Here is a 20072-nt window from a genome sequence, read left to right on the forward strand (position 1 = left end):
GAATTTCCTTTCAGGTTGAAGTTGGTGTGTCATCGGATTGCTGTGGCCTGGGCGTCAGACCATTTGCTCAGATCAGCGATTTCGGCCGATCCCTCGATCGTTGTGATCGTTCCGTCACGAGCAATCAGCATGGTTCGCGGGATATCGCCTTGCCACGCCGGATCGATCTCAAATCTCAATCGCTCGGCAAAGCCGTCGCCAAAAATCCAGTTTTCGGCGGAAGCGAGCCCGGCGTGATCCAGCATCGATCGCGTTGCCTCCGGAAGGTTCGGAACCAAATCCGCGCTGATCGTGACGACGTCGATACCAGGATGATCCTTCATGAACTGGCCAAGCTGCGGCAGTTCGACCTTGCAGGGTCCGCAGGTCACGCCCCAGAAGTGCACCAGGGTCGGATGACCGGCGTGTGCATGCAGCAATTTCTGCCAGCTGCCGCGTTCGAACGGCTTCGGGGCGCCGTCGGCCGCCGCCAGTGCGGATGGCAGCGTTGCCAGCAAGACAAGAGCCGCGGGCAAATGACATTTCATGGTTCGCCCTCGACCGCTTGAAAATGGTAGCCGTCGGCCTTCGTCATCCACGACAGGTAAGTCCGCCGCCTGTCCGAGACCAGCAGCGGATGGTCGGAGCTGTCGGCGGTGTCGGCGATATCAATAGGCTTCGACCATGTCGCTCCGTCGTCATGTGACGTCATCAGATTGATCGATGTCTTCTGCCCGTCGAACTCCTTCCAGACCATTGCGAGCCCCAGCGGCCCTGCGATGATTTGCGGTCGTGACGGGCTCCGATTCGGCCGACCAATCGGAAGCGGATCGGAGAAGGTTTTGCCGCCGTCGCGCGACCGCGCATAGAACAAGCCCTTGCGCGCCTTGCCGTTGGTGTACCACGTCACATGATAGGTTCCCTGTGCCGAAATGGTCAGGCTGGGACCATGGTGCGGACATGCCGCGATCTGCCAGTCGTCACGGCTCACGCGATGTATCTCGCCAGGCGTGGCCAGACCGGTGAACGTCACGATCGCATGGTCACGCACGCCGCCCTCAAAGATGTTGCGAAACACCACCACCGGATGGCCTGCGCCATCGAACGCCAGCGCGAGACGGCAGCACTCGCAGGTGTTATCGGCCGCAAGCTGGGGATCGGAATAGGTCGCGCCGCCGTCCTTCGATGACGCGAAGAACAATCCGGCCCCGTCATATTTCTCGCCGCGCTGCTGCGCCGGGACACGGTTGCGCTTGTCGAGCCACACCGCAAACACGGCGCCGGCGGGATCGAAGCCAATTGCCTCGAAGCGCTGGCTTTGATTGTTCGATGTGATCGGCTTCGGCAGATCGAAGCTGCGCCCGCCATCGCTCGACCGCGCGGTCAGTACCTGGCCGTTGAAGGCCTGATCGCGAAAGATCGAGAAGGCCACGGCGATGTCGCCCTTGGCATCGATCGCAAGCTTCGGCCGCGCGTCCGGGCCCCAGTCCAGGTTGAGCCGCTCCCGGGTGACCTGGACCGGAGCGGAGAAGCTCTTGCCCTGATCCTTCGAACTCGCGACGGAGATCTGGCCTCCGGCCATCCAGGTCAACCACAACGTCCCATCCGGCCCGAAGGCCGGAGTGACTTTCGTCGCGCAGCGCAGCACGGTCTCCTCGCAGGCCGCTTCAGAGGCGTGCTGATGGCTCATCTGCGCGACGGCAAGGCTCGGCAATGCTGCGAGCATCACCGCCGCCAGCACCGACCGAGCCGCAGGTTTGCGATACGTCATCGATGCGCTGGTCATTTGAACGCAATCCTCATGCCCGCCACGAAGGCGCGCGGCGATCCGGCATAGATCGAGTTGGTCGAGTTCGCCAGTACGCTCGCGGGATTTTGAATGCCTCCCGCCGTCACCGAATTCGCGATGTTGTTCGCCGAAGCCACATAGGTCCGGTCGAACACGTTCCTGACCTCAACGTACAGATTCAGCGACTTGAAGGAATCGGAAACGAGATCGGTCTTGTAGTGCAAATTGAGGTTGACGAGTTCGTAGCCGGGCGCCCTCAAGACGTTGGCATTGTCCATGTAGAAGCTGTCCTTCCACTGGACTTCGACGAACCCGCCGAGCCCCTGCAACGGACCCGACAACTGGTCGTAGCCCAGCCGTGTCGTCAGCTCGTTCGGCGAAACGCCGGGGATCTTGTTGCCGGCGCGATTGAAGCTGAACACCGCGCCGTTGCTGATGTTCTCGATGTATTCCGTGTAGACCTCGTCGAGATAGGTATAGGCCGCCGAGAACCGCCAGCCCGGCAGGAATTTCCAGTCGGCAGCGAGTTCGACACCGCGATGTTCCGATCGTGGCGCATTGAACGTGTAGGAGATGCCCGATTTCTGGGTCGCCTGCGAGACAAGCTCGTCCTTGAAGAACTCGTAGAAGCCGGTGACGCTGACCTTGACCGCGTTGTTCGGCGTCCAGTCGGCGCCGAGGTCGTAGCCAAGATTCTTCTGCGTGCGCAGCTGGGTGTTATTGCCCGACGAGCCGTCCGGCAGAATGAACAGATTGCTGACCTGCGGCGTGCCATATCCGGTTGCCACCCGGCCACGCAGTTGCCACTCGTTGTTCAGGCGGTAAAGCAACGCGAGCTCCGGCGCGGTGTTCTGGAATTGCCGGTCCGCCGTCGTGATTGCGGTGGACGTAGCCCCGGCCGCACCGGTGTAAGTATAGGCAGTATTTCGCCCGGTGAGATTGGTGGTCTCCCAGCCAATGCCGGCAATGGCCGTCAACGCCGACGTGAGTCTCAACTCCTCGCGCGCGCGAAGGCCGTAATTCGTCGTCGTGCTGAACAGGTTGCTGGACAGGCTGCCGAGCGTCGCATTGCCGCCCGGCATCACGTTGCGGGTGTCGCTCGAAGCTGTCAGCGTGTTGTAGAAGCCGCCGAAATAGGCCGTCGACTCCATCCCGAAGATGTCGCCCCGCCTGACGACGTCGCTCATGTAGTTGTAGGACGGGAAGTCGCCGATCGCGCTCGTCGATCCCGTCGGCTGGCTGATATTGCGATCGTCGAACGCGAACTGGTTGCGCCAGGTGGTCTGGTTGTCGAAATCGTGCTCCCAGCGACCGCCGACGATGGTGCGGCGGTCGTCGCGACCGAGGCCTGCCTGGACCGCGGTTTCCTTGTCGGTCCCCGCCGCCGAATTGAAACCGTTGTTGAACAAGGTCACGGTCCCACATCCGGGTGCTGCCGTGGCGCCGGTGGTGCAGCCCTGCTGGAACGGATTCGTGTTGAACTGATTGAGCGACGAGCGGATCGGCAGGCGCGTCGTCAGATCGTTGTTGATCAGCTTCACCGTGAGACGGTCGTCCGGCGTGACCTGCAGGGTGCCGAGGAAATTGACCGTCTGGGTATTGAACCAGCTGTTGCCGATGTAACCGTCGCCGCGGGCATCACTCGCGAACAGCGAGCCCTCGAAACTGCCGACCTTCTTGCCGGCGGCCAGATAGTTGTTGAGATAGCCGAAGCTGCCGCCTTCGACGCCGTACTCGACGCCGTCGATGGTGCCGCCCGGCCGGGTCCGGAAATTCAACGCGCCGCCGGTCGCATAATTTCCGTAGAGCGCCGATGACGGCCCGCGGACCACGTCGATGGCGCCATAAGCGTGCGGATCGATCAGGTCGCTGCGCGACAGGCCGTCCGGCTGGGTGACTGGAAAGCCGTCTTCGAAGATCACGAGGTTACGGATGCCGAAGCCATTGCGCGCATTCGACCCGCGAATCGAGATGCCGAAATCACGCGGACCGTTGCCCTGTTTGATCGAGATGCCGGGACTGTCCCGCAACACGTCCGCCCCCGAGAAGGACGGCCGGTTGTCGAACTGGCTGCGGTCGATCGTCGTTTGCGTCTGACCGGCGGGCCCCTGGTTCAAGCTGTCCCGCGCCGCGCTGGGCGTGATGCGCTGCGTGCGGCCGGCCGCCGCCACGGCCAGCGGCGCCAACGGCCTGACGGGCCGTCGGGCGGCAACCGCGCGGACCTTCGGCTTGGACCTTGCCGATTTGGCTCGCGCGGCCTGCGGCGCATCGACCGTGACGGATGGCAATGTCGTCTGGGCCTCTGCCCAACTTGTAGGCGTGGTAAGCGCAAAGCCCAGCGTGAGTGCGCTGGCCCCGGCCCGCAGATGAAGCCAAAACATGGATGAATCCTGACACCGGCTCGTCGGCCGGATGGCTCTATGACACTCGCCGGCGCGCAAGGTGCACCGGCAGCGAGAACGTCGTCAGGAAGAAAGCGGCGGCGCGCGGGCTTGCGCGGCGAGGCGCGCCTGCGAGCGATCGAGTTTGGACGCGAAATCAAGCCAGGCGATGCGTGTCGAAGGCCGCTCGACGGTGTGAGCCGTGATCTCGGGGTTATCAATGGGCGCGCCGGTCTGCAGCAGGCTGCATGCGGAACAACAGCCGTCATGGGCATCATGACCTTGGTCACCCTGCCCGGCTCCAGGGCCGGCATTGCCGTGGCAGATGGTGGCGGCCGCGAGCGGATCGGACGCGGCAAGGCTCGCCGCCCAGCAGGCCCCGATCGGTGCAAAAATCTGCACCAGCAGGGCAACCAGGACTATGGGCAGAAAAATCTTCAGCCGCCGGCGCATCGCAAAACCCATCCGGAACGGAACTAACCACTACAGGCCTCGGAAGTCGAGATCATCGACATGGCGCGTTTCTTCCGGCTGACGGAAATTGCCGGGCGTGACACTTGCGTCACGGCCGCTCCGCCGGCCTTCGTATCCCCTTACCCCTTCACGTGTTTTCAGCTCGCTTTCGCAACTGCCGGTGGCACCATCCCAATCATTTCGCAAATTGCTCGAAATTTGAACAATCGTTGCCGAAAATGATGACAAGGCTGGAAAGATAGTCTACCAATTCGGGCTCAGGCCAGCCGCGAGGTGTGTCCTGGTGGTCCAAGTCTCGGGAGGAGCCCGACGCGCACAAGCAGCGTCACCCCATCAATCAAGATCAAATCGAATTTTTGGGGCAAATAGGGTCGACACAATTTTTGGAGCAGGGCTTGGCGCCCTGCTCTTTTTTTATGTGATGATCGCAAAGCGCTATGACTCCATCATCGAATCCAATCGAACGTAGTTTCGAACTTGCCGCTGCGCGCTGCGTTGATCTGACACCGCACGTGTACCAGCGCCTGTTTCGCGAACATCCCGAGGCGCAGGCGATGTTTCGCACCGAAGGCAGCGAGCCGGTGAAAGGCTCGATGCTGTCGCTCGCGATCGAAGCCATCCTCGATTTCGCGGGCGAGCGGCGCGGACATTTTCGCCTGATCGAATCCGAAGTGTTCTCGCATGATGCCTACGGGACGCCGCGCGAATTGTTCGTCGCATTCTTCGCCGTGATCGCCGACTGCTTGCGCGACATTGTCGGCGAGCAATGGTCTGACGAGATCGATGCTGCGTGGCACAAGCTGCTTGGCGACATCGAAGCCATCGTGCTGCAGCAGAAACATCTCGTAGACGCGAGGGCGTAGCGCCACCGTTCCGATTGTGACACACTCCCTTTATCCGCGGCGCGTGCAACTGACGCCGACGGTCAGAAAAACGAAGAGGGAGCAAACAATGGCAGACACGGACAAGGGGATGGACAAGGCGTCGACGACGCGGCGCGACCTTCTGCAGATGGCGGCGGCAGGCGGCGCTGCAGCCGGCCTGTTCGGCGGAATGGGCGTGACGTCCGCGCTCGCAGCCGAAACGGGACGTTCGGAAAAGCCGCTGAAAGCCGCATTCTCCAACGCCGGACTGCAGGCGACATGGTGCGCGCAGGGCAAACAGGCAGCCGAGTTCTGGGGCAAGCTGTTCAACGTCGAGGTGACCTGGTTCGACGGCCAACTCGACGCCGTCAAGCAGCGCGCCGCGATCGACAACATGGCCTCGCAAAAGTGGGACTTCGTCGCGATCCAGGCCTTCGGCATCGGCACGCTGACCCAGCCGGTGCAGAAGATGATCGATGCCGGCACCCCCGTGATCGACATGGACACGCTTATTGCTCCTCTCGATCAAATCAACGTCCATTCGTTCCTGGCGCCCGACAACGAGTTCATGGGCGCCTCGGTGACGCAGGCGCTGTGCAACGCGATCGGCGGCAAGGGCAAGGTCATCATGACCCAGGGCGCGCTCGGCCACACCGGCGCACAGGGCCGCGCCAAGGGCTTCAACTCGGTCGTGAAGCAGTTCCCGAACATCGAGGTGCTGGATACCCAGCCCGCCGACTGGGACGTCTCCAAGACCGCCCGGCTCTGGGAAACCTACCTGACGAAATATCCGCAGATCGACGCGGCGTTCTTCCACAATGACGACATGGCGCTCGCCGCCTACAACATCATGAAGGCGCGCAACCGCACCAACATCCTGATCGGCGGCGTCGACGCCATGCCGCCGGCGATCCAGGCGGTCAGCGAAGGCCGCATGTTCGCAACGGTCCGCAATCCGTCCTGCCGCATCCATGGCGGCGCGATCGTGGCGGGCGTCGCCGCCGTGGTCGGCGGCGAGAAGAGCGGCCAGGGCATTCCGAAGAACGTCGTGACCGACGGTCCCGTCGTGACCAAGGCCAACGCCGCCGGCATGCAATGGATGGAGGATCACTTCCTGATCTGAGCACCCCTCATGTCGCAGGGACGCTCGCCGATCCTCGAGTTGAACCAGATCACGAAGGCCTTCGGCGGTGTCGAAGCCCTTCGTGGGGTCGACTTTGCGCTGCACGCCGGCGAGATCCATGGTCTCGTCGGCGAAAACGGCGCCGGCAAGAGCACGCTGATGAAGATCATCGCCGGCGTGCATCCGGAGTTCTCCGGCCGCTTCGTGCTCGACGGCAGGGAAACCCGGTTCCGCTCCACCCGCGATGCCCACGCCGCCGGCATCGGCATGGTGCATCAGGAGCTCAGCGTCGCGCCCGATCTCACTGTCGCGGAGAACGTATTTCTCGGCAACCAGCCGACCAACCGCCTCGGCTTCGTGCAATGGCGGCGGATGGCGCGCGAGGCCGGCGAGCAGCTCGCCCGGTTCGGCATCGACGTCGATCCGATGACACGGCTCGGCGACCTGCCGATCGGCCTGCAGCAGCTGATCGAGATCGCCCGCGTGCTGTTCTCCGGCGCGCGCATCATCATCCTCGACGAGCCGACCTCCGCCCTCTCCCCACCCGAGGTCGAACGCCTGTTCACGACGCTGCACAAGCTCCGTGACGAAGGCACCAGCATCGTCTTCATCTCGCATTTCATCGAGGACATCCTGCGGGTCTCCGACGTGGTGACGGTGTTCCGCAACGGGCGGAAGATCGCCGAGACCGCATCCGCTGATACCAGCAAAGGCGCGCTGATCGAGGCCATGATCGGCCGCGGCGGCGAGACGCTGGAGCACAGCTACACCGATGACCTGATGCTTCCGCAACCGGGTGGCGGCTCGACGGTCCTGAAGGTCGATCAGCTCTCGCTCGGCCGCACCCTGCAGGACGTCTCGTTCGAGGCCCGCTCCGGCGAGGTGCTCGGCATCTACGGCTTCATGGGCTGCGGCCAGCTGGAGCTGTCGCGCATCCTGTTCGGCAAGCTGCGGCAGGATCGCGGCACGCTTGCGGTCGATGGCGCCGCGAAGACCTTCCGCAGCACCGCGGCGGCCCGGCGGGCCGGCGTCGCGCTGGTGCCGGAGAGCCGCCGCGCCATGCTGTTCCACCAGGAGCCGGTATACAAGAACATCTCGATCAGCATCCTCGAGCGGATCTCGGCGCTGCTGCTCAAGCCGGTGCGCGAGCGCGCCATCGCCCAGCGCCAGGTCGAGCAGTTGCAGATCCGGCCGCCGGTGGTCGGCCTCGATCTTGGCATGCTCTCCGGCGGCAACCAGCAGAAAGTGGCATTGGCGAAATGGCTGACCTACCCGCCGCGCCTGCTGGTATTGTGCGAGCCGACCCGCGGCATGGATGTCGGCGCCAAGAACGACGTGATCAACATCGTGCGCGATCTCCGCGCCAAGGGACTGGCGATCATCGTGCTGTCGACCGAGCCGGAAACGGTGCTGTCGCTGGCCGACCGGATCCTGGTGCTCAAGCGGGGCGCGGTGGTGCGCGAATTCGCGGCCGAAGCGGTCAGCAAGGATCGGCTGCTGGAAGCGGCCTAGAGCATGATCCGGAAAAGTGCGAAGCGGTTTTCCGAGAAGATCATGCGCAAACAAATGGAGAAAGCGCGATGACCGGCTCATCGCGCTTGATGGAGTGGAATGATGGCAAGCAGTGACAGCGCGACGAGCCCAGCAGCCGATCACAAGCGGCCGCGCGGGCTAGCACCGTTCCTGCGCTCGCAGATGCGCAACATCGCGCCGTTCCTGACGCTGATCTTCCTCAGCGCGTTCTTCGCGATCGCGAGCCCGTCGTTTGCGACCATCGACAATGTCGGCAACATCCTGACGCAGGTGTCGGTCACCGGCATCATCGCCGTCGGCCTCACTTTCGTGATCCTGTGTGCCGAGATCGACCTGTCGATCGCCAGCATCGCCAACGTGACAGGCATTGCGGTGGCCTATTTCACGCTGCAGGAATCCTACGTCAACATCGCCAACGTCCCGATGCCGGGCATCGTCGCGATTCTGCTGGCGCTGGCGCTCTGTGCGCTGCTCGGCCTGGTCAACGCGCTGGGGCTGACCATGATCGGCATCCCCTCCTTCATCATGACACTCGCCATGATGCAGATCGCCGCCGGCGTCTCGGCGCTCCTGGTGCGCGGCCAGATCGCCTACAAGGTGCCGGACCTGATCACGACGCTCGGCTCCGGCTCGATCGGCGGCATCCCCTGGATCGTGATCGTCGCCGCGCTGATGCTGCTCGGCGGCCATCTGGTGCTGACCTACACGCGTTTCGGCCGCTACGTCTACATGGTCGGCGGCAACCGCGAGGCCGCTGAATTTGCCGGCCTCAACGTCAAGCTGATCTTCGGCAGTGTGATGGTGATCTCGGCGGTCTGCTCCGGGATCGGCGGCATGCTCGGCGTCGCCCATTTCGGCAGCGCGCAGCAGAACGAGTTCGACACCTATCTGCTCGATTCCATCGCGGCCGTGGTGGTCGGCGGCACCAGTCTGTTCGGCGGCCGCGGCGGCATCGGCAACACCATCGTCGGCCTGTTCGTGCTCGGCGTGCTCAACAACGGTCTCGACCACGTCAACATCGACAGCTTCCTGAAAATCCTGATCCGCGGCCTGATCCTGCTCGCGGCGCTGATCATCAACGTCTACGCGCAGCGGCTGCGCGAGCAGGCGGCGGAGTGATGATTGAGCCGAGCACGCTCTCTGCTCTCGTCGCCCCGGCGAAGGACGACGGCGAGTGTGTTGCGCCGTCTGTCATACGTCCGGCGCCTTCAGGTACGCAATTGCGGACCGGGAAATGACCACGGGCGGTGGCGCGGCCTGCCTCAACCTACCTGGCGAAATCCGGCTGCCAGTGGCGCAGTTCGCGCGCGGCGTAGGTGACTGTGCCGATCGTGGTGTAGGACGCCGCCTCCAGCATCATGTTGCGCGCGAGCTTAAGGGCCCGCGCCTCGCAGATCGCGCGCTGCTTCTCGTCCGCAATCCACTCGAAGTCGATATTGTGCGCGAGACCAAGGATGCGCCGGATGGTCTTGGCCGCGGCGAAACCGACGGTGTCCTCGAACAGCCGCGCCATGTAGGCCTGCCGTTCAGCTTCCAGCCGCGCCGCGCCCGCCTCGCCCGCGAACAGCGACACCGGATAGCCGTCACCCTTCGCCTCGTTGCGCCACAGCGCGACAAACTTGCGCGAAAATTCGCTCCAGACGCCCTCGATGGTTTCCAGCAGCCAGGCCTCGAATGACGCGCGCTCGCCCAGCGTGCGCTCATGGCCGGCGGAGGCCAGATAGGCCATCAGGAGGTTACCGATGACGGCACCGATGTCGAACCCCATCGGGCCGTAGAAGGCGAATTCGGGATCGATCACCTTGGTCTGGCGCTCGGTGACCATGATCGAGCCGGTGTGCAGGTCGCCGTGCAGCAGCGCCTCGGGACTCGCCATGAATTTCAGCTTGAGCCTGGAGATAGCGACATGGAGGTCGATATCCTCGCGGAACGCCGCCGCCGTTGCGTCGAGATACGGCGCGGTCCAGCGGTTCTGCTCGGCGATACGGTAAGGATCGGTGAAGATCAGATCCTCGGTGATCTTGCACAGCGCGTGGTTACCGGCGAAATCGGCGATTCCCTGCTTCTTCTCCGCAGCCGAGCACGCGAGATCGGACGTGAAGAACAGCGTCTGCGCCAGGAAGGTCGAGATATCCTCGACAAAGCGTGGGTAACGCGTGGCGCCGATCAGGCCCTTGCGCATGATGATGTGCGGCTCGAGCAACTCCATCGCGGTGAGCGCGAGCGGCGCGTCGTGATGCAGCACCGCCGGTACGAGTTTCGGCGCCAGCCGCGCCTGATGCACCAGCGCCAGATGCTCGTAGTGAGCCCGCGACAACGGCAGCGGCCAGCTCTCGCCGACCAGCCGCACATAGGGCAGCGCCTGCTTGACCGCGATGCCGCCGCTGCTGCCCTTGACGATGAAGACGAGGTTGAGATTGCCATCACCGACCTCGCTGATCGACCAGTCGGCAGGAGCGCCACCGAGTTGCGAGACGATGGCCGGAAGTCCTACGAGATAGTCCCGCAGATCGGCCTCACGCAAAATCCGATATGCGCTCGGCCCGAAGGCTGGCTGCGCCTGCAGGTTCATCCTTGTCTCCTCCACTTGTTTGTGAGGTGAGGTTGATCCTCACTCCCGCTCTGCACCGGTCCGGGCGCCTTCTCCCGTCAGTTGTGAAACTCCGGCATCCCCATCAGCTTCGACAGCCGCTCGATCGAGAGATAGCCGGCGTAATAGGCCCACATCGCAATTGCGAAGATCACGGCCGAGATCAGCGTGGTCCACAACAGCTTGCGGCCCATCCGCGCCAGGATCGGGGCGCCGGGGTCGGTGCCGGGCGCACTGACGCCGTCCTCGTGCTGGCTGCGTATGCCGAACGGCAGTGTCAGGAACAGCACGAGCCACCAAAGGACGAAGTAGATCGCAAGCCCTGTGGAGATTTGGTACGCCATGGCCTCAGGCCTGTTCGATTTCGACCAACGCGCCGGAAAAGTCCTTGGGGTGGAAGAACAGCACCGGCTTGCCATGCGCGCCGATCTTCGGCTGGCCGTCGCCGAGCACGCGCGCCCCCTCGGCGATCATGCGGTCGCGGGCGGCGATGATGTCGGGCACATCGTAGCAGACATGGTGGATGCCACCGTCGGCGTTGCGCTCGACGAATTTTGCGATCGGCGAGGCTTCGCCGAGCGGCTCGATGAACTCGATCTTGGTGTTGGGCAGCGTCACGAACACGGTGATAACGCCGTGTTCCGGCAGCGGTACGGCTTCGGAAATCTCGGCGTTGAAGGCGGTGCCGTAGATCTTGGCGGCCTTCTTGGCGTCCTTGACCGCGATCGCGACGTGATTGAGCCGGCCCAGCATATCTCTCTCCCTTTGTCGTCGCGCACGCCTTGAAGGCGTGTATCAGACCGTCAGTACGTGCACGACACAGATCGGCTTCTTGCCCCACTGTTCGTTCAGCGTGGCCCGCACTGCGCGGCGCACCGATTCCCCCAGTGCATCCGGATCGCGACGCCGCGGCTTCGGCAGGCCCTCGATCGTCGATACCACGACATCGAACACGATGTCGTCGAGCAATTCGCCCGCGGCATTGTTCTCCGGCATGCCGACCAGATCAACCTCGGGATCGTCGACCAGGTCGCCCTGCGCGGTCATGGCGATGGCGACGAAGGCACAGCCGGCAAAACCCATCCGCCGTCGCTCGACCACGGCGCGCGACTTGGAGTCCTCAAGGATGGTTCCGTCCTTGTAGAGCCGGCCCGACGGCACTTCGCCGACGATACCAGGATCGCCGGGCCCGAGCTTGACCAGGTCGCCGTTGCGGCAGGTCAGGACTTTCGGGACACCCGCGGCGCGCGCCAGCTTGGCATGCTCGGAAAGATGCAGCGCCTCGCCGTGCACGGGGATCAGGAGCTGCGGCCGCACCCAGGAGATCATGTCGCGCAGCTCGTCGCGGCGTGGATGGCCGGAGACATGCACCAGATGCTCGCGGTCGGTGATGATTTCGACGCCCTGCGTCACCAACCCGTTGATGATGCCGCCGACCCCCTTCTCGTTGCCGGGAATGGTGCGGGACGAGAAGATCACGGTGTCGCCCTTGTTCAGGGTGACCTGCGGGTGATCGTTATTGGCGATCCTTGCCAGCGCGGCGCGGGGCTCGCCCTGGCTGCCGGTGCACAGCGCCAGCACCTTGTCGGGCGGGAAATGGCCGTAATAGTCGGTACTGCGGAACTTGTGCGAGCCGTCGAGATAGCCGCATTCGCGCGCGACCTGCACCACCCGCTCCATGGCGCGGCCGACCACGACCACCTCGCGATCGGCGGCATTGGCGGCATCCGCCACCGCCCTCACGCGGGCGACATTGGAGGCGAAGGTGGTGACCGCGACCCGGCCCTTGGCCGCCTTGACCAGCTTCTTGATGGTGGCGGCAACCTCGGTCTCGGAGGGCGATCGCCCGTCGCGCACTGCGTTGGTGGAATCGCCGACCAGCGCCAGCACGCCTTCGTCGCCAAGCTCGCGCAGCCGCCGCTCGTCGGTCGGCAGGCCGATGATCGGGGTCGGATCGATCTTCCAGTCGCCGGTATGCAGCACGGTGCCGACGTCGGTCTTGATCGCGAGCGCATGCGATTCCGGAATCGAATGCGCGACCGGAATGAACTCGACATTGAACGGGCCGATATCGACCCGTCCGCCCGATGGGATCACCGTGACCGGGATTTTCGGCGGATTGCGCTCGGCGGCGCATTTGGCCTCGAACAGCGCCGCGCTGAACTGGGTCGCGTAGATCTTGCAGCCGAGCTTCGGCCAGAGATCAATGATGGCGCCGAAATGGTCCTCATGGGCGTGCGTCAGCACCAGGCCCATCAGATTGTTGCGCTCTTTCTCAAGGAAGCGGACATCCGGCATGATCAGGTCGATGCCCGGCAGATGCTCTTCGTCGCCAAAGGAGACGCCGAGATCGACCGCGAGGAACGAACGCTGGTGGCGGTTGCCGAGGCCGTAGATCGACAGGTTCATGCCGATCTCGCCGACGCCGCCGAGCGGTGCAAAGGTGAGCTCGTCAGGTCGCGCCATCAGTTCGCCCTCACTGAGGCTGCGGTACCGAAATAGACCTCACCGGCCGTCACGGGCATGCGCTCGCCGCTCGCGGTGCGGACGATCAGGCAGCCGGTGTCATCGATGGTATCGAAGGTGCCTTCGAGGGTCGCGCTACCGGTCTGGACCGCGACCTTGTCGCCTAGCCCGGCGGCACGCTCCAACCACAACCTGCGGATCTCGGGGAAGCCGCGGCCGTCGTCCCAGATGCCGCGAAACTCGACCCAGGCGTCCGACAGCGCGGCAAACAGCTCTTCCGCGCTGATCTGGATGCCGAGCCCGGCGAGCGATACTGCCGGCGTCGGTGTCCCCTCGGGGGCTGCGACGACATTGGTGCCGATGCCGACGACGACCGCCAGCCGGTTCTCCAACGCCTCGGCCTCCAGCAGGATGCCCGAGAGCTTCTTGCCGTTGGCCAGCACGTCGTTCGGCCATTTCAGGGTGAATTTCGGACTGTCCGGCCCGAGCCGCAGCGCCGCCTCGACGCTGACCTTTTGCAGCGCGGCCTCGAGCGACAGCCCGGCTGCAAAGCCGAGCGTTGCCGCCACCGCCGGCGGAACATCCGTCACCTCGAGGATACTGCTGGCGAGGTTGCCGCGCGGCGCGACCCAGACCCGCTGCCGCCGGCCGCGGCCCGCGGTCTGCTCCGACGTTACGAACCACATCGGTCCCTGCTCGCCGTCGCGGGCGCGCAGCATCGCCTCGGCATTGGTCGAGCCGATCTGGTCGAAGGCGGCGAGCTGATAGCCCGCCGCAATGGCCCGGGGTCCGAGCGTGAAGGTCATGTCGAACTTATGCGCATGATTGGTTCCGAAAGCCAGCCTCGTGTTTCGGAACCATGCGCTAGAACAACGACTTCGCCGCCGCCGTGGCCACGCTGACCAGCGGGCCCGGATAGGCGAAGTAGAAGATGTTGAAGATGCCGGCGACCGCCAGCACGGTGCGCAGCTCGACCCGGACCGGATCGAGCTTGCCGAGCGGCTGGTCGAAATACATCACCTTGACGATCGACAGATAGTAGAACGCGCCCACCACGCTGGTCAGCACGCCGATCACGGCGAGCGTGAACAAATTGGCCTTGATCGCGGCCACGAACACGTACCACTTGCCGAAGAAGCCGGCGAGCGGCGGCACGCCGGCCAGCGAGAACAGCAGCATCGCGAACACGAAGGCGATCAGCGGGTTGGTGCGCGACAGCCCGGCGAAATCGCTGATCTGCTCCAGCGCCACGCCGTTGCGCTTCATGGCGAGGATGATCGAGAACGACCCGAGCGTCATCGCGACATAGATCGCGATGTAGATCAGGACGCCCTGCGCGCCCTCGACGGTGCCGGCGGCAAGGCCGACCAGCGCGAAGCCCATATGGCCGATCGAGGAATAGGCCATCAGGCGCTTGATGTTGGTCTGGCCGATCGCGGCGAACGAGCCCAGCGCCATCGAGGCGATCGCCACGAACACCAGGATCTGCTGCCACTGGGTGACGATGCCCGGGAATGCGGTCAGCGTCGCACGGGTGAACACAGCGAGCGCCGCCACCTTCGGAGCGGAGGCGAAGAAGGCGGTCACTGGGGTCGGCGCGCCCTCATAGACGTCGGGCGTCCACATGTGGAACGGCACCGCCGAGACCTTGAAGCAGAGGCCGGCGAGCAGGAACACCAGGCCGAATACGATGCCGATGCTGCCTGATGTCGCCGCCGCCGCGATGCCGGCGAAGCTGACGGTGCCGGTGAAGCCGTAGATCAGCGAGGCGCCGTACAGCAGCATGCCCGACGACAGCGCGCCGAGCACGAAATACTTCAGGCCGGCTTCGCTCGACTTGGCATTGTCGCGCGCACTGGCGGCGACGACGTAGAGCGCAAGGCTCATCAGCTCGAGGCCGAGATAGAGCGAGATCAGGTCGCCGGCCGAGATCAAGACCATCATGCCGAGCGTCGACAGCAGCACCAGGATCGAGAACTCGAAGTTGCGGGTCGACGGCTGCGACAAATACTCGGTCGACAGGATCAGCGTCGCCACGGAGGCGATCAAGGCGAGGACCTTCAGGAAGCGGGCGAAGTCGTCGACGATGAAGCTGCCGCCGAAGGTCACGAGCTTACCGGCCGGCAGCCAGAGCTCCAGCACACCGGTCAGGACCAGCAGACACACAGCAAGGCCAGTCACGAGGCGCGTGGTGCCCTGCCCGCGATAGGCTCCGATCATCAACAGCACCATGGCGCCGACCGCGAGCACCAGCTCGGGCAGCACCGGCTGCAACTGATAACCTGCACTGGAAAAGCTCATGGCGGCGGCCTTATTGCGTAACCAGCGCGGCTGCCTTCACGGCAGTCACGGCGGTTTGGTAATTGTTGACGAGCTGCTGCACCGAGGCCGCCGACATGTCGAGCACCGGCTTCGGATAGACGCCGAACAGGATGGTCAGCGCGATCAGCGGGAACAGCGTCACGCATTCGCGGAAGGTCAGATCCTTGATCGACATCAGCGACGGCTTGACCAACGCGCCAAACACCACCTTGCGGTAGAGCCAGAGCGCGTAGCAGGCCGAAAGGATCACGCCCGTGGTAGCGAAGAACGCGGTCGGCAGCGAGATCTTGAAGGTGCCGAGCAAGGTCATGAACTCGCCGACGAAGCCGCTGGTGCCCGGCAGACCGACATTGGCCATGGTGAAGACCATGAAGGTCATCGCGTAGAGCGGCATCCGGTTGACGAGGCCGCCATAGGCGGCGATCTCGCGGGTATGCATGCGGTCGTAGACGACGCCGACGCAGAGGAACAGCGCGCCGGAGACGATGCCGTGCGAGACCATCTGGAACATGCCCCCGGCGACGCCCTGCGTGGTCACCGCGAAGATGCCCATGGTGACGAAGCCCATATGCGCGACCGAGGAGTATGCGATCAGCTTCTTCATGTCCTCCTGCATCATCGCCACCAGCGAGGTGTAGATGATGGCGACGACGGACAGCGTGAACACGAACGGCGCGAAATCGTGCGAGGCCAGCGGGAACATCGGCAGCGAGAAGCGCAGGAAACCGTAGCCGCCCATCTTCAAGAGGATCGCGGCCAGGATCACCGAGCCCGCCGTCGGCGCCTCGACATGCGCGTCCGGCAACCAGGTGTGCACCGGCCACATCGGCATCTTCACCGCGAACGAGGCGAAGAAGGCGAGCCACGCCCAGGTCTGCATCGAGCGCGGCACCGCGGTGTGCATCAGGGTCGGGATATCGGTGGTGCCGGCATTCCAGTACAGCGCCATGATGGCGAGCAGCATCAAGACCGAGCCGAGGAACGTATAGAGGAAGAACTTGAACGACGCGTAGACCCGGCGCGGGCCGCCCCAAACGCCGATGATCAGGAACATCGGAATCAGGCCGCCCTCGAAGAACAGGTAGAACAGCACGAGGTCGAGCGCCGAGAAGGTGCCGATCATCAGCGTTTCCAGGATCAGGAACGCCATCATGTATTCGCCGACACGCTGCGTCACCGACCTCCAGCTCGCGATGATGCAGAGCGGCATGATCGCGGTGGTCAGGATGAGCAGCGGCAGCGAGATGCCGTCGACGCCCATGTGATAAGTGATGCCGGTTGCGAGCCAGGACGTCTTCTCGACGAACTGGAAGTCGGTCGAGCCCGGATCGAAGCGCGCGACCAGGATCAGCGACACCGCGAAGGTGATCAGCGTGGTCCACAGCGCGATCCAGCGCGCGGTGCGGTTGGCGGCGTCGTCGCCGCCCCGCGCCAGCAGGTAGACCAGGATCGCGCCGACCGCCGGCAGGAAGGTCGTGACCGAAAGGATGGGCCAGGTTGTCATTTACTGGCCTCCCAAGCCGAACATGAACCAGGTGATCAATCCGGCAGCTCCGATCAGCATCGCGAATGCGTAGTGATAGAGGTAGCCGGTCTGTAGCTTCACGACGTTGCGGGTGACGTCGAGCACGCGAGCGGAAACGCCGTCGGGACCAAAGCCGTCGATGACGAAGCCGTCGCCCTTCTTCCACAGCGTATAGCCGAGCCACTTCGCCGGGCGCACGAAGATCCAGTCGTACAGCTCGTCGAAGTACCATTTGTTGAGCAGGAACTGGTACAGCATCGGCTGCTGGTTCGCGAGCTCGACCGGAAGATACGGCCGCGCATAGTAGAAGATGTAGGCGACGGCGAAGCCTAGCACCATCATGACGAACGGCAGCTGGCCCAGCAGGAACGGCATATGTTCCATATCCTCTAGGATATGAGGATTCATCTTCACCGACTCGCGGAAGAACTCCTCAACGCCGTGCGGGCTGGCAAACACTTCCTTGAACGGAAAACCAGAGAGGATCGAGCCGGCGGCGAGCACACCGATCGGCACCAGCATCCAGACCGGACTTTCGTGCGCAGCGTCGTAGTGTTTCTGATCGTGCGGCTCACCAAAGAACGTCTTGAAGATCAGTCGCCAGGAATAGAACGAGGTCAAGCCGGCGGCCGCGATCGTCAGAAGATACGCATAGACCGCAATCGGATTGTGCGAAGCGTAGGCAGCTTCAATGATCGCATCTTTCGAGAAGAAGCCCGCAAAACCTGGCACACCAGTGAGCGCCATCGTGCCGATACACATCACCGCGAAGGTGTACGGGATCTTGCGCCACAGGCCGCCCATGTTGCGGATGTCCTGCTCGTGGTGCATCGCGTAGATCACCGAGCCGGAGCCCAGGAACAGCAGCGCCTTGAAGAAGGCGTGCGTGAACAGATGGAACATGCCGACCGAATAGGCCCCTGCTCCCATCGCCACGAACATGTAGCCGAGCTGCGAACAGGTCGAATAGGCGACGATGCGCTTGATGTCGTTCTGCACCAGGCCGATCGTCGCCGCGAAGAATGCCGTGGTCGCGCCGAAGAACATCACCACCGCCTGCGCGGTCGGTGACAGCTCGAACAGCGGCGACAGCCGCGCCACCATGAAGACGCCGGCGGTGACCATGGTCGCCGCGTGGATCAGCGCCGACACCGGGGTCGGGCCTTCCATCGCGTCCGGCAACCAGGTGTGCAGCAGGAACTGGGCCGACTTCCCCATCGCGCCCATGAACAGGAACAGACAGGTCAGCGTCAACGCGTCAGGGTGCCAGCCGAAGAAGTCGATGGTCTTGCCGGTCAGCCCGGGCGCGGCGTGAAAGATGGTCTCGAAATCGGTCGAGCCGACCAGCGCGAAGATCGCGAAGATGCCGAGCGCGAAGCCGAAGTCGCCGACGCGGTTGACCACGAACGCCTTGATCGCCGCCGCATTCGCCGACGGCTTCTGGTACCAGAAGCCGATCAGCAGGTAGCTCGCCAGACCCACGCCCTCCCAGCCGAAGAACAGCTGCACGAGGTTGTCCGAGGTCACCAGCATCAGCATCGCGAAGGTGAACAGCGAGAGATAGCCGAAGAAGCGCGGTCGGTTCGGGTCCTCGTCCATGTAGCCGATGGAGTAGAGGTGGACGAGCGCGGACACGGTGTTGACCACGACCAGCATCACCGCGGTCAGGGTGTCGACCCGCAGCGTCCAGGCCACCTGCAGGTCGCCCGAGGTGATCCAGGGCAGCAGCACGATGCGTGCGTCATGGTGCATGAAGCCGACATCGACCAGCGTGAACCAGGACAGTGCCGCCGAGACGAACAGCAGGCCCGTGGTGATCAGCTCGGCCACCCGCGATCCGGCCGCCGCCGGCTCGGAGACGTGATGGTCGTCATGACCGTGATCATCGTGGCCGTGGTCGTCGTGGGCCGTCGACGCATGAGCGTCAAAAGCATGGGCGTCGCCATGCGCGTCGTCGTGGTGGTCGACGGTATCGCCGCTCGGGCAACGCGCATGCGCACCGACCAGCGAGATGATGCCTGCAAGGATGGCGCCCAGCAGCGGCAGGAATACGATTGCCTGTATCATTTGCCGGACTAGCCCTTCATCAGATTGACGTCTTCAACCGCGATCGAACCGCGGTTGCGGAAATACACCACCAGCACAGCGAGGCCGATCGCGGCCTCGGCCGCGGCCACCGTCAGCACCAGCAGCGCGAACACCTGGCCGACGATGTCGCCGAGGAAGGTCGAGAACGCCACCAGGTTGATGTTGACCGAGAGCAGGATCAGCTCGATCGACATCAGGATGACGATGATGTTCTTGCGGTTGAGAAAGATGCCGAGGATCCCGAGCGTGAACAGGATCGCGGCGACCGCCAAATAGTGCCCCAGCCCGATCGTCATTTCACCCACTCCGCCGCATCGGCATCCTGCAGGCCCTGCCCTGACGCCACCTTGCGCATCGCCATCGCCATCTCGGGCGTGCGCGCGTTCTGCACGTTGATGTTCTGCCGCTTGACGTTGGCCTTGTGGCGCAGCGTCAGCACGATGGCGCCGATCATCGCGACCAGCAGCACCATGCCGGCGAGCTGGAAGTAATGGATGTACTTCGTATAGAGCACGAGGCCGAGCGCCTCGGTGTTGCTGACATTGGTCGGGATCGCCGCCGTGATCGTCTTGGTGACCTGCGGGTTGATCACCCAGGCGCCGACCACCAGCAGCAGCTCGAACAGGAAGATGCCGCCGATCACGATGCCGATCGGCAGGTACTGCATGAAGCCCTCGCGCAGTTCGACGAAGTCGACGTCGAGCATCATGATCACGAACAGGAACAGCACCGCGACGGCGCCGACATAGACCACGATCAGCATCATCCCGAGGAACTCGGCGCCCATCAGGATGAACAGCCCCGAGGCATTGACGAACGCCAGGATCAGGAACAGCACGGAGTGCACGGGATTGCGCGAGACGATCACCATGACCGCCGAGGCCACGCAGACCGCGGCAAACAGATAGAAGAACAGCGCCGGAAGGATCATGCCCTCAC

At 63.8% G+C, this 20072-nt stretch carries 18 protein-coding genes; 4 read left to right on the top strand and 14 right to left on the bottom strand.

The window, feature by feature from the left end:
- Positions 1-29: 29 nt before the first annotated feature.
- The 4 genes from AKN83_RS20095 to AKN83_RS20110 all read right to left on the bottom strand — a co-directional run bounded on the left by AKN83_RS20095 (position 30) and on the right by AKN83_RS20110 (position 4614).
- Positions 30-527 carry a TlpA family protein disulfide reductase gene (locus AKN83_RS20095; protein ID WP_050402410.1) on the bottom strand — a complete coding sequence of 166 codons (498 nt, stop codon included), beginning with the start codon at positions 525-527 and terminating at the stop codon, positions 30-32.
- Positions 524-1765: a sialidase family protein gene (locus tag AKN83_RS20100; RefSeq protein WP_430641566.1), complete on the bottom strand. Its 1242-nt coding sequence runs from the start codon at positions 1763-1765 to the stop codon at positions 524-526. The genes AKN83_RS20095 and AKN83_RS20100 overlap by 4 nt, the downstream gene beginning before the upstream one ends.
- Entirely contained in the window at positions 1762-4149 is a 2388-nt protein-coding gene (locus tag AKN83_RS20105) for a TonB-dependent receptor family protein (protein WP_050402409.1), read from the bottom strand. Before AKN83_RS20105 ends, AKN83_RS20100 begins: the two co-directional genes overlap by 4 nt.
- A gap of 84 nt (positions 4150-4233) precedes the next feature.
- Complete coding sequence (locus AKN83_RS20110; RefSeq protein WP_063695436.1) at positions 4234-4614, bottom strand: DUF2946 family protein; 381 nt, start codon at positions 4612-4614, stop codon at positions 4234-4236.
- A 446-nt stretch (positions 4615-5060) separates the two neighbouring features.
- Here AKN83_RS20110 and AKN83_RS20115 point away from each other — a divergent pair, with 446 nt between their 5' ends.
- The 4 genes from AKN83_RS20115 (at position 5061) to AKN83_RS20130 (ending at position 9261) form a co-directional block, all read left to right on the top strand.
- Positions 5061-5486 (top strand): globin, encoded by a 426-nt coding sequence (locus AKN83_RS20115; protein WP_050402408.1) that lies wholly within the window; start codon positions 5061-5063, stop codon positions 5484-5486.
- 88 nt (positions 5487-5574) lie between these two features.
- Complete coding sequence (locus AKN83_RS20120; RefSeq protein ID WP_050402407.1) at positions 5575-6609, top strand: sugar ABC transporter substrate-binding protein; 1035 nt, start codon at positions 5575-5577, stop codon at positions 6607-6609.
- 9 nt (positions 6610-6618) lie between these two features.
- Positions 6619-8121, top strand: a complete 1503-nt coding sequence (locus tag AKN83_RS20125) for a sugar ABC transporter ATP-binding protein (RefSeq protein WP_050402406.1) — start codon at positions 6619-6621, stop codon at positions 8119-8121.
- 102 nt (positions 8122-8223) lie between these two features.
- Positions 8224-9261: an ABC transporter permease gene (locus AKN83_RS20130; protein ID WP_050402497.1), complete on the top strand. Its 1038-nt coding sequence runs from the start codon at positions 8224-8226 to the stop codon at positions 9259-9261.
- 148 nt (positions 9262-9409) lie between these two features.
- Here the strand turns inward: AKN83_RS20130 and mtnK are convergent, their stop codons facing one another.
- The 10 genes from mtnK to AKN83_RS20180 all read right to left on the bottom strand — a co-directional run bounded on the left by mtnK (position 9410) and on the right by AKN83_RS20180 (position 20064).
- On the bottom strand, positions 9410-10714 hold the full coding sequence (mtnK, locus tag AKN83_RS20135; protein WP_050402405.1) for an S-methyl-5-thioribose kinase: 1305 nt from the start codon (positions 10712-10714) through the stop codon (positions 9410-9412).
- A gap of 77 nt (positions 10715-10791) precedes the next feature.
- Positions 10792-11076: a DUF1467 family protein gene (locus tag AKN83_RS20140; RefSeq protein WP_050402404.1), complete on the bottom strand. Its 285-nt coding sequence runs from the start codon at positions 11074-11076 to the stop codon at positions 10792-10794.
- Between the two features lie 4 nt (positions 11077-11080).
- Positions 11081-11485, bottom strand: coding sequence for a methylmalonyl-CoA epimerase (gene mce, locus AKN83_RS20145; protein WP_050402403.1), 405 nt, complete (start codon positions 11483-11485; stop codon positions 11081-11083).
- Positions 11486-11527: 42 nt separating this feature from the next.
- Positions 11528-13198 carry a ribonuclease J gene (locus tag AKN83_RS20150; protein WP_050402402.1) on the bottom strand — a complete coding sequence of 557 codons (1671 nt, stop codon included), beginning with the start codon at positions 13196-13198 and terminating at the stop codon, positions 11528-11530.
- Positions 13198-14004: a biotin--[acetyl-CoA-carboxylase] ligase gene (locus AKN83_RS20155; RefSeq protein ID WP_050402401.1), complete on the bottom strand. Its 807-nt coding sequence runs from the start codon at positions 14002-14004 to the stop codon at positions 13198-13200. Before AKN83_RS20155 ends, AKN83_RS20150 begins: the two co-directional genes overlap by 1 nt.
- Positions 14005-14062: 58 nt before the next feature.
- Complete coding sequence (nuoN, locus tag AKN83_RS20160; RefSeq protein WP_050402400.1) at positions 14063-15499, bottom strand: NADH-quinone oxidoreductase subunit NuoN; 1437 nt, start codon at positions 15497-15499, stop codon at positions 14063-14065.
- A 10-nt stretch (positions 15500-15509) separates the two neighbouring features.
- Positions 15510-17024 carry an NADH-quinone oxidoreductase subunit M gene (locus tag AKN83_RS20165; protein WP_050402399.1) on the bottom strand — a complete coding sequence of 505 codons (1515 nt, stop codon included), beginning with the start codon at positions 17022-17024 and terminating at the stop codon, positions 15510-15512.
- On the bottom strand, positions 17025-19112 hold the full coding sequence (gene nuoL, locus AKN83_RS20170) for an NADH-quinone oxidoreductase subunit L (RefSeq protein ID WP_050402398.1): 2088 nt from the start codon (positions 19110-19112) through the stop codon (positions 17025-17027).
- An 8-nt stretch (positions 19113-19120) separates the two neighbouring features.
- The gene (gene nuoK / locus AKN83_RS20175; protein ID WP_016841823.1) at positions 19121-19429 is read right to left on the bottom strand and encodes an NADH-quinone oxidoreductase subunit NuoK; all 309 of its coding nucleotides are present in this window, start codon (positions 19427-19429) and stop codon (positions 19121-19123) included.
- Positions 19426-20064 carry an NADH-quinone oxidoreductase subunit J gene (locus tag AKN83_RS20180; protein WP_050402397.1) on the bottom strand — a complete coding sequence of 213 codons (639 nt, stop codon included), beginning with the start codon at positions 20062-20064 and terminating at the stop codon, positions 19426-19428. Before AKN83_RS20180 ends, nuoK begins: the two co-directional genes overlap by 4 nt.
- Between the last annotated feature and the right edge of the window lie 8 nt (positions 20065-20072).

This window comes from Bradyrhizobium embrapense, assembly GCF_001189235.2.
GTDB lineage: Bacteria > Pseudomonadota > Alphaproteobacteria > Rhizobiales > Xanthobacteraceae > Bradyrhizobium > Bradyrhizobium embrapense.

What these genes read in the sequence shown, in the direction of transcription:
- AKN83_RS20125 (WP_050402406.1), top strand. Translation starts at nt 6,619, where the DNA reads ATGTCGCAGGGACGCTCGCCGATCCTCGAGTTGAACCAGATCACGAAG.
- AKN83_RS20110 (WP_063695436.1), bottom strand. Translation starts at nt 4,614, where the DNA reads ATGGGTTTTGCGATGCGCCGGCGGCTGAAGATTTTTCTGCCCATAGTC.
- AKN83_RS20105 (WP_050402409.1), bottom strand. Translation starts at nt 4,149, where the DNA reads ATGTTTTGGCTTCATCTGCGGGCCGGGGCCAGCGCACTCACGCTGGGC.
- nuoK (WP_016841823.1), bottom strand. Translation starts at nt 19,429, where the DNA reads ATGACGATCGGGCTGGGGCACTATTTGGCGGTCGCCGCGATCCTGTTC.
- AKN83_RS20140 (WP_050402404.1), bottom strand. Translation starts at nt 11,076, where the DNA reads ATGGCGTACCAAATCTCCACAGGGCTTGCGATCTACTTCGTCCTTTGG.
- mce (WP_050402403.1), bottom strand. Translation starts at nt 11,485, where the DNA reads ATGCTGGGCCGGCTCAATCACGTCGCGATCGCGGTCAAGGACGCCAAG.
- AKN83_RS20130 (WP_050402497.1), top strand. Translation starts at nt 8,224, where the DNA reads ATGGCAAGCAGTGACAGCGCGACGAGCCCAGCAGCCGATCACAAGCGG.
- nuoN (WP_050402400.1), bottom strand. Translation starts at nt 15,499, where the DNA reads ATGAGCTTTTCCAGTGCAGGTTATCAGTTGCAGCCGGTGCTGCCCGAG.
- AKN83_RS20115 (WP_050402408.1), top strand. Translation starts at nt 5,061, where the DNA reads ATGACTCCATCATCGAATCCAATCGAACGTAGTTTCGAACTTGCCGCT.
- AKN83_RS20155 (WP_050402401.1), bottom strand. Translation starts at nt 14,004, where the DNA reads ATGACCTTCACGCTCGGACCCCGGGCCATTGCGGCGGGCTATCAGCTC.
- AKN83_RS20165 (WP_050402399.1), bottom strand. Translation starts at nt 17,024, where the DNA reads ATGACAACCTGGCCCATCCTTTCGGTCACGACCTTCCTGCCGGCGGTC.
- AKN83_RS20120 (WP_050402407.1), top strand. Translation starts at nt 5,575, where the DNA reads ATGGCAGACACGGACAAGGGGATGGACAAGGCGTCGACGACGCGGCGC.
- AKN83_RS20150 (WP_050402402.1), bottom strand. Translation starts at nt 13,198, where the DNA reads ATGGCGCGACCTGACGAGCTCACCTTTGCACCGCTCGGCGGCGTCGGC.
- AKN83_RS20095 (WP_050402410.1), bottom strand. Translation starts at nt 527, where the DNA reads ATGAAATGTCATTTGCCCGCGGCTCTTGTCTTGCTGGCAACGCTGCCA.
- AKN83_RS20180 (WP_050402397.1), bottom strand. Translation starts at nt 20,064, where the DNA reads ATGATCCTTCCGGCGCTGTTCTTCTATCTGTTTGCCGCGGTCTGCGTG.
- AKN83_RS20100 (WP_430641566.1), bottom strand. Translation starts at nt 1,765, where the DNA reads ATGACCAGCGCATCGATGACGTATCGCAAACCTGCGGCTCGGTCGGTG.
- mtnK (WP_050402405.1), bottom strand. Translation starts at nt 10,714, where the DNA reads ATGAACCTGCAGGCGCAGCCAGCCTTCGGGCCGAGCGCATATCGGATT.
- nuoL (WP_050402398.1), bottom strand. Translation starts at nt 19,112, where the DNA reads ATGATACAGGCAATCGTATTCCTGCCGCTGCTGGGCGCCATCCTTGCA.